Below are 8,667 nucleotides of genomic sequence, written 5' to 3'. Positions count from 1 at the left end.
CCGACCCGGTGGCCTACCCCGAGCCGGAGCGTTACGAGCCCGACCAGACCTATCCGTACGACGCGCACGAGCTGGCCTACCAGGACGAACGGCGAGCCCAGGAGCCGTACGGACCGAACGATACCGACCCGGTCCACGAGGACGCGTACACCGCGCTGCAGGAGACATACGTCCTACCGGAGGTGGGTAACTTCCAGGAGGGGTATGACCCACACGACGATCAGGCCGGCCGCAACGAGTACCGCCACCAAGAGCCCTACCCCCAGGACCTTGGGGCGGTCGAGGACGGCCAGGCCCGGGTGCGGCACAACCGGACGCTTGATGCCCACCCACGGCCGCCCCGGCGGCGGCGCCGGCTGATCGCGGTCGGAGTGCTCGCCTTCGGGATGCTGCTCTGCGCTCTGGCGTTGTTGTGGGGGGCGGGCCGGCCGCCGGAAAACGAGCTGCCGCTGTCGACCGCGACCATCCCGCCGGAGGCGTCTGAGCAGCCGATTGCTCTCCCGGAGATGCCGTCGACGGTGCCCAGTTCCGCGACACCCCGCACCTCCCCCAGCACGCCCAGGACCACACAATCGGTCACACGTTCCGCCACACCGAGCGCCACCCCGTCGGTCACGCCGCCCCCGACACGCACTTTGACTACGCCGACGCAGACCCGAAGCTCAGGTCCACTCCTGCTCGGCCCATCAGGCAACGACGGGGTGGCGACCATGGCCCAGCAGTACTGCGACCAGCACGCCAGGGGCTCAGCGGAGCCCCGCAACGACGGCCGTTGGCAATGCACGGCGCTTCTCTTCGCGTCCGTCGTCGACATGGACGTCGCCTGCCGCGACACATACGGTTCGGGCGCCTACGCACGGACATCGAATTCTGGGGATCCATACGCCTGGCGGTGCTACCGCTGATCACCCGCGCTCCGCGACTGATGCCTGACCCTAGCCGCGCTGAGCCGTTGGAGGCCACGTCCGTCGCAGGGGCTGGGACGCATCCCCCGCTGGGTCTGCGTCCGGCCCGGGGGGCCTGTCCGCTGTCGGGCCTGGGTCGGCGCGGGGACCGCGGCGTTAAGCGGCTCGGGGGCGTAGGTGAGCAGCCGCGCGGCCGAGGCTAGTTGCGACGGGTCGGGTTGACCGGACCGACGCCCACCGTCGGCGGGGTTCTGCTCGCGGTCGGCGGTCGCACCGCCCCGGCCCGCGCGGCCCGGCCGCCGACGACCACCCTCGGCGAAGTCCTACCTACCCGGTCAAGGCGGGCGAGGGCCGGCCGGTGGTACGACGGCGATATCGCCCCCACGTCCGCTGACATGGTTTATCCGCCCCGCCCCGCCCCGCCCCGCCCGGTCCGGGCGGGGCGGAGCGGCACATGTTCACGTCGTCGGGCGGCCGAACGGCAGTCGGTGCCGAGGCTCCTTTGCCCGCGGCGCTATCCGCCGCCGCTGTCCGGGCAGGACTGACACCACCTCGCGGCGCGGGCTCGCTCGTGCGGCAACCGCCGGCCGTTGGGGGCCGGTCAGAAGCTTTGGCCGGCCCATACCGAGTCGATGAAGGTTGACCACTCCTGCGCGTCCACCTTGATGGTGACGTCCGGCCGCTGCGAGTTCCGCAGCACCCGGTCACCGTCCGGGGTCACGGCGACCTCCAGGCAGTTCGGGCCGGAGTTGTCGCATCGGTTCGGGCGGATCCATCGCATGGTGTTCTCCTGCCATCAGCTGGCCGCGGATGCGGCCAGAATTGAACAAGGGCGGTCATTGGGTCTTATCGGCCAAGCGGGTGAGAATGTCACATCGCCTCAGTGCAGGCCTGTTCTGCGGCCCGCCGACCGGCGATAGCGGGACCCCCGGCCAGGCCAGGCCAGGTCGGTCAGCGCAGCGCCCACCCGGTGGACGGGTTGTTGCAGGGCAGGACGAGCGGACGAGGCACGCGTGAGCGAGTGTTTCGGCTGGACCCTCGTCCCAGAACGGCGACGGCCGCCACATCGAGTGGGTGGTGGTGTGACCGTTGATGGGAATGCTGTCCCGGCGGGTGTATCCGTGCTGTTGGAATAGGTCGAGGTCGGCGTTGGTGAATGCCTCCGCGTAGGTGGGCAGGCTGAGTGTGTCCATCCACTGCTGCGCTCCGGCGAGGACCGCAGCGGCGCGGTCCGAGCCCGCACGGCTTGGCGCGGCGAGCAGCGCCAGGTGGTTGTGCGCCTCCGTGGGCCGCCGCGTGGCGAGGGCCTGGTCGAGTTGCAAGAACCGGTCCTGGTTTGCTCCGCACGTGTGGGCGAGACGGTCGGTGTAGCGGGCAGGGGGCGGGATGGGCCGGTAGCGGTGGTACCAGACGGTGGCGGCGGCGCCGTCCGGGAGCAGGAACGCCTCGCCGAACAGCAGCGCGTGTTCGATCCAGATCCGAGCCACAGCGGCGAGGAGGGTCGGCCGGTCCCGCTGGTCGGGAACGAGCCAGGCACCGACCGCGGTGGGAGAAAGAGTGCCGGCGACGAGGTCGGCGATTCGGTCGATGTCGGACCAACGGGCGCGGACGACGGGCAGGGGCAGGTTCATTGGGTAACTCCAGGTCACCATGGTGATCGGGTACGGCGCGGAAGGTTGCCGGATCGTCGCGGGATTGCCGCGGGCCGGCGCGGGCCATCAGGGGCCGTCAGGCGGACGAGTGCGCAGAGGCCGCTGGTGCCGCGCGGACGGCACACAACGGCCCGCCGGTCAGGCGGGCCGGGTCCCCGGGCGGGGCGAGCGGGACGGGAGAGCGTCGCCACCGGTCGGGTGGCAGCGGCGCTCCGCCGAGCTGGGCGGCGTCCACACCGACGTGAGGGCGTCAGCGGGGTTCCCATGAACACCACCGAACGCGCCGGATCCACTGGTGGCGGGGGCGGGCGCGGCGGGCGCGGAGTCGGCGTCCGGCCGCAGCGGGTGCGGCCCGTCCGGCTGGGCGACGCGCGGCAGGGACGACAGTTGCGTCCTGCTGTGCGGGTCCGTCGAGGTGCCCGTGAGGGCAGGTCCCGAGGAGGGACCGGCCGACGCGAACTGGGCTCCGGTGGGGAACTCACTGCAGCCCAGGCCAGTCGCCGCGCCGCCGGCCGGGCCCGTCGGCGGCGTCGTCACGGGTGGTGCGGTGGAGGGCGGATTCAGGAGGTCCGTCACCGGTTCGAGGGGCTCGAGTACGGGATCCAGCGGCTTCAGCACCGGCTCCAGCCCGTGCCAGACGGGCGAGAGGACCGGGGCAAGCGGCCGGACCACCGGACGGAGGGCGTCGGCCACCGGGACGAGCACGTCGGCCCGGACGGGGTCGGTGACCGGGCTTAGCGCGTCGGCCACCGGCGTGAGCACGCCGGGCCGGACCGGCTCGATAACCGCCCGCAGGGCCGCACCCACCGGTGTGAGCAGGTTTCCGTCGATCAGTCTGACGGTCGGGCGGGGTGTCTCGGCGGCGGGTTCCGGCGTGCCGAGCCGTGCGGGTGGCTCGGCTTGGCGGCCTGGCGGGGTGGACATCCGGCCCGGCCGGGCCGCTGCCTGGTGTGGGGCCGGCCGGCTGGGTGCCATCCGGTACGGCAACGCCAGCGCGCTGGGATCGGGTTTCAGTGGCGAAGTGGGCGCGGCCGCGTCGTCGGTGGGCACTTGCGGTGCCGGGGGTGGCGTCGCGTCGAGGACTGGGCGGAGAACGTCGCCCAGCAGGTCGACCACGGCCCCTACCGGCGCGGACGGTGGACGGTCGGCGGCGCGGGCGGCGGTGGTGGCGGCGGCCTCGTGTACGCCCCACGCCACGACAACACCGCCGAGCAGGAGCCCGAGGCGCAGCGCAACCCGCGTCCACCGCCCGACCCCTCGAGTCATCCCGGCACCCCTCCGACCGTCGGCCACCGCCGGACGATCAACGCCCACACTCTACCGAAGGAGATCGGTCGACCACAGCGTGCCACTGGTCGGAATCGGACGCGTCGCACACCGCAAACGTGGGCGGCCCCGCCACCTCACATCGACGGGTTGTCCAAGTTGCTGGACGGCGCGTCGGTCCATGCTGCCGCGTCGTGTGGCTCGGACGGCTACAGCTAGGGTGCGTCGGTGTCCAGCCCGCCGTGGATGTTTGAGCCCCAGATGAGCGTGGGCCCCCTCCTTTTCGGAATGAGTCACGTCGAGGTGGAGCGGGCCCTCGATCTATCTGCCAACATGACGACGAGTGGTCCTCCCTACAGCACGGTCTCCGAGGCCACCTTCAGCCAACTCGGCCTGCACACCCGGTACACACCGAACGAGCGCCTGTGCTACGTCGCGATCGCACCGCCGCGCGGCCGACAGGTTACCCTCAACGGCATCGGGCTCGTCGGCGGCTTCTTCTCGCGGCTGGCGCGCGAACTGGGCGAACACACCCGCTCCTGCGGTCTCGGCCCGCTCACGGGCGGGCCGGCCCGCAGTGCCCGGCACGACGGACTCGGCCTGGTTCTCCGCCCCTATCGCTACCACGACCTAGTGCTGACCAAACCGGGCTTCTTCACGCCCGAGTGGCTCGATGATCCAGCGGAGGACTTCTTCAAGCCCGATACCGGCCCCAACCTGACAGCCCGGGTCCGCTGGGACGCCGAACCCCTCGTCCGGGTCGGCCCGTTGCGGTTCGGCATGTCCTCGGAGCAGGTCATCGGGGTACTCGGCACCATTCCGGACCGGCGAGAGGTGCTGCCGGATGATCCGGCTCCGCTGATACAGGTAGGTCTGTGTCTCGTCTTCACCCAGCCGGCCGTGACCGCATACTTCGACGAGAGCGACCGGCTCTGCTGCATAGCGGTCGATGGCACGCGCGGACCACAGGTCACGCTTGGCGGCAGCGACCTGGTCGGTCAGATCCCCTCCGACCTGGAGGACCGATTCGTCCATTTCCTTGTCGGCAGCGTCGGCTATTTCTATTACACGTTGCAGGGCGACCCGGCCTCGGACGAGCTCGGCCTTGTCCTGCGAACACAGCGCTCCGGGGACATCCTGGTCACCCGGCCGTTCTTCTCGTCCCGCGCCTGGGCCGAGCGTCACCACGACACCTATGACGGCCCCGTCCCCGCGGTCGAGTGGCGGAGCACTTAGCTATATAGCTCTTGAGTTCTATCGGTGGTTGCGAACGTCTGCAGGCGAGGGCGTTCGGTGCCCCGATACGCACCTAACAAGGCGCCCACTGCAGCGCCGCGCTTACCTTGACCCAATGCGAACACCGGCTCCGACCGAATCATTGCTGAGATCACCTCAGTGCAGCCTCCGCCTGCTGCCGTGCGGCTTCCACCGAATCGTGCATCCGGATCCCTTCCGTGCAAGGGTCACCGGCACGGAATAACTGCACACCGCTCGGCGGCATCTTTCCGCAGTCACCAGAATGCGCACATGTACTTGTACCGATCGACGGCGTCGTCCAACGCCGACGACGGCTGGGAGGTCCACGAGTACCACAGAGCCGCCTGAACGAATCCTCGAAACCGCAGGCCACCGGCCGGAACCCAGTTTTGGCACCCTACAGCCATCCCGCTCGGCTGATACGTAGCGACTCTACCTGGATGGAAAGGGGTCCCGGGCCGGCAACCCGGGACCCCTTTCTGAGGCCGGAGGGGTCAATCCCCCAAAATCATCGAGGATGACGTTCCCCGCGTTTTATGGACCTGAGGCTCACGTATCGTTGGCCATGCTCACCGCTCTTCAACTGCGACCATCCGAATTCGACACTCAGATGATCACCGGCGAATTGAGAGCCCCGCACGTTGGGTCGACTCCAGGCGCGAACCCCGATTAACTTCGAACGGCCAGATGTGCCACTCAGGAGCGGTCCTGCAGAGCCCTCCTCACATCCTCCAGGGTGCGTTCACCTTTCAGCCAGCCGACCACCTCGTGCAACTGCACCACCGACAAACCGTAGCTCCGCTTCAAGGCATGCGCCGCATCGAACTCTCGGCCAGGTTGCACCAAGTTCTGCTCCTTGAGGCGGACCACGGCCGCGAACGGACCTGCACCATCTCGTCTCATTCCGGCGACCATTTCACTCAGCCGATCTTGAGGTTGCGCCATCTCACCCTCGTTCTCGTCTAAACATCGCAGACACCTTCGTGAATCCATCTAGATTCTCATCAGCGATCAGGATTTTAACCCGGGTGAACCCATACCTTGCAGCTTGGCGCCCCGTCCACGTGCCGCGAGCAGCCGAGCGCAATGGATCACCGTTTCTAACGGCCGCATTAAAGGCCGCCAGGTTATCACCGTACACCCAGTAGCCCTGGATGCCATTCACACGGTCACCAAAATGAGCCATGACGCGATCGAACATTTCTCGACCCGACATAGGCGACCCGCCGTTACGCTGCATCATCAGAGTGATGATTCCATCGCTGTCCAGATCAGCGATTACACCACTCCCACTCTTCGCATGAGAAATGGAGTAACTGTTATCGTTAGCGGTGACCTCGACACAGCCATTGTTGTTGTGGACAAGAACTGGAGTCGTTCCGGCTACCACGTAGTAGGTGTGGATGTCGGCGATGGTGAGGTCGTGCATTTGCTGCAGGCCGGTCCAGGTGCGGACGGCGACGACCTGCTGGGTCTCCTTGCCTTCGTCGTCGCGTAGCCATGTGCCCGGCTTGAGGTCAGCGGCGTCGACCCACGCGTCCTCGCTGGCGTTCCAGAACGGATGGTGCCAGGTTGTTTTCAGGACCTCAGTCTCGCCGGTGACGCTGTCGTGGACGGTGACTTCGGCGAGATCCCAGTCCTGGTTGAGGTGTAGATAGGTGACCCGCTTGGCGACCGTCAGGCCAGTCTCCGGGTCGGTCGCCAGCACCACGTCACCGATCTTGATGTCTTCGATGCGTTTCGTGGTGCCATCCGCCATGAGGACCAACGTGCCCGCCGCGAAGCTGTGACAACTGGTGGGCATCTTGCTTTTCTTGAAGAGCTTGCTGAGTCCTCGACCGATGCCGTACCCGATACCGGCGGTGGCTCCTCCGATGCCCGCGCCGATGAGGGTCTGCTCAGTGAAGTCACCGGCGTCGAAGGAGTGTTCACCTTGTGCGACGTCAACGCCGTAGCCGTAGGCCGCGGATGCCGCTCCTCCGGCGATCCCGGCCAGGATGGCGCAGCCGATACCGGTGGCGCAGACCAGACCCACGGCGGCGGCAGCGGCGATACCGATGGCCACCTCCCCAGCAAACTGCCAGGGATCTTCCTTGACGTGATTGACAAACGACCGGCCTGCCCCCTTCGCCCACTCCCAGAAGTCGAGACTGTTCGAAGCGGCGGTGTCGAAGGGAACGGGACCAAGCCGGAGGTCCGCCTGGACGTCGTTGTAGTGGTCGGGTGTGAGGAACTGGCTCACGCTCGGGGAGTAGTCGCGGAAGCCCACGTCGTAACTGCCGCTGGTCGCGTCGAACTGCCTGGCGTTGAAGCGGTAGACGTTGACGGGCGGTTTGAACGGGTTCTCAGGGTCAGGCTTGTCGACACCGGTGAACAGCGCTTCGATAGCTCCTCACTCATGCTGCTGATGATGACACCGTTGCCGTCTGAGGCGTACGGGCCATCCACGGGCCAGTCGCCCCGGGGCGCAACGGTCACGAGCGGGCACGAGAGGCGAGCGGCCTGGCCGCTGGGAGCTTCCAAACTGAGCGTCAGGCCACCAGACCGAACCGGAACGGGAGCCTCGCCGAACTGCGTCGAGCGCTGCTGCGACACTCTGCGCATGCCTGAAGCGAACAGTAATGCCTTCCCGAACTTCACCCTCGTCTATGAAGGCGACTTCGAAGGGCCCATCGCCGGCTGGTCAGGTTACCGCTGGATCCTGTATCGAGACGGGGAGTACATGCGCCGTTTCGAGGCCAGGAAGCCCGGCTCGGTGGCAGAAATCATGATGATGGCTAGCGTACGCATCAGCCTCGATACGGGATACGACGTTGCGAAGTGGCAGCCGCTCCCGAACCAAAACGATGCGGAGCGGTACCAAGCCGTCTTCTCAGCCGGCGGCGACTAACGATCGAGGCCGACCTTGGCTGACGCGGCCACAAGATGGTGTCACGAGAGGCCATACGAGGCCGCCGTTGGCCACGGCGACAAGGCGAAAACGCCATGCTGCGAACCGATCTTGTGCGATTCCCAAGCTGCCAGTCTCTGATCCCAACCTGGCCCCAGCGGAACGCCAAAGCCGCGACCGGATGAACGCTGTCAACGCCGCCTGAATGATCCAGTTTTCAGGCGGAGCCGACAAACGCCGGCCACGAGCCAACGGAGAGGCGAGGCGGGTAACGGCGGATGCCGCCGCTCGGGCGCCGAGGAGACTCCGACACCTCAAGGATGCGCTGCCGTAGCCGACCGTCGCGGAGGCTGACCGTTCAACGATCAGATACGAAGATCGCGGTGATTGACAGCAGGATGCCGACTATGACCTGCGCGCACAGCGCGCCGAGGAAGAGCTTCGGGTGGTCGACGAACAGGCGAAGCATTCGGAATGGCCGCGCAAGAGTTCCACCTGCTCGCAGCCGGCGCTCGGCCCACACTCGCAGGACGAGATTTCCGAGGGCGAACACAAGGACGAGAACTCCGAGGGTGCCGAGCGGAACCTGCGGCGATGCGTCTCCGGAGTTGTTGAAGGCGATGGAGAGCACGGGCAGACGGTCGCACGACTCCCGGGCCCTGTAAAGATCATCGGAACGCCACATCGCTTGTTGACG

Annotated in this window: 8 protein-coding genes and 1 pseudogene; 3 read left to right on the top strand and 6 right to left on the bottom strand. The window is 67.4% G+C overall.

Annotated features, from left to right (window positions below; genetic code table 11):
• Positions 1-905 (top strand): annotated as a pseudogene (locus tag ONA70_RS32155) (hypothetical protein); the annotation flags it as partial.
• Between the two features lie 601 nt (positions 906-1,506).
• Here ONA70_RS32155 and ONA70_RS32150 read toward each other — a convergent pair.
• From ONA70_RS32150 to ONA70_RS32140, 3 genes are all read right to left on the bottom strand, one after another.
• Positions 1,507-1,686 carry a DUF397 domain-containing protein gene (locus tag ONA70_RS32150; protein WP_265010250.1) on the bottom strand — a complete coding sequence of 60 codons (180 nt, stop codon included), beginning with the start codon at positions 1,684-1,686 and terminating at the stop codon, positions 1,507-1,509.
• A 55-nt stretch (positions 1,687-1,741) separates the two neighbouring features.
• Positions 1,742-2,536, bottom strand: a complete 795-nt coding sequence (locus ONA70_RS32145; RefSeq protein ID WP_265010249.1) for a hypothetical protein — start codon at positions 2,534-2,536, stop codon at positions 1,742-1,744.
• A 159-nt stretch (positions 2,537-2,695) separates the two neighbouring features.
• The gene (locus ONA70_RS32140; RefSeq protein WP_265010248.1) at positions 2,696-3,823 is read right to left on the bottom strand and encodes a hypothetical protein; all 1,128 of its coding nucleotides are present in this window, start codon (positions 3,821-3,823) and stop codon (positions 2,696-2,698) included.
• Between the two features lie 288 nt (positions 3,824-4,111).
• Between ONA70_RS32140 and ONA70_RS32135 the strand changes: the two genes are divergently transcribed.
• Entirely contained in the window at positions 4,112-5,059 is a 948-nt protein-coding gene (locus ONA70_RS32135; RefSeq protein WP_265010247.1) for a hypothetical protein, read from the top strand.
• 717 nt (positions 5,060-5,776) lie between these two features.
• Here ONA70_RS32135 and ONA70_RS32130 read toward each other — a convergent pair.
• Together ONA70_RS32130 and ONA70_RS32125 are read right to left on the bottom strand one after the other, a co-directional pair.
• Positions 5,777-6,025, bottom strand: a complete 249-nt coding sequence (locus ONA70_RS32130; RefSeq protein WP_265010246.1) for a hypothetical protein — start codon at positions 6,023-6,025, stop codon at positions 5,777-5,779.
• Between the two features lies 1 nt (position 6,026).
• A complete protein-coding gene (locus ONA70_RS32125) occupies positions 6,027-7,322 on the bottom strand; it encodes an HINT domain-containing protein (protein WP_265010245.1) in 1,296 nt (431 codons plus the stop codon).
• A gap of 360 nt (positions 7,323-7,682) precedes the next feature.
• On the opposite strand from ONA70_RS32125, the gene ONA70_RS32120 reads away from it, so the two are divergent.
• Positions 7,683-7,970, top strand: a complete 288-nt coding sequence (locus ONA70_RS32120) for a hypothetical protein (protein ID WP_265010244.1) — start codon at positions 7,683-7,685, stop codon at positions 7,968-7,970.
• Positions 7,971-8,328: 358 nt separating this feature from the next.
• Here the strand turns inward: ONA70_RS32120 and ONA70_RS32115 are convergent.
• Positions 8,329-8,667 (bottom strand): hypothetical protein (locus tag ONA70_RS32115; protein WP_265010243.1); only part of this gene is annotated, 339 nt, incomplete at its 5' end.

Source organism: Micromonospora yasonensis, assembly GCF_026013475.1.
GTDB lineage: Bacteria > Actinomycetota > Actinomycetes > Mycobacteriales > Micromonosporaceae > Micromonospora > Micromonospora yasonensis.
Note: the sequence above shows the minus strand (reverse complement) of the source record. Positions and strands in the feature narration are given on the sequence as shown.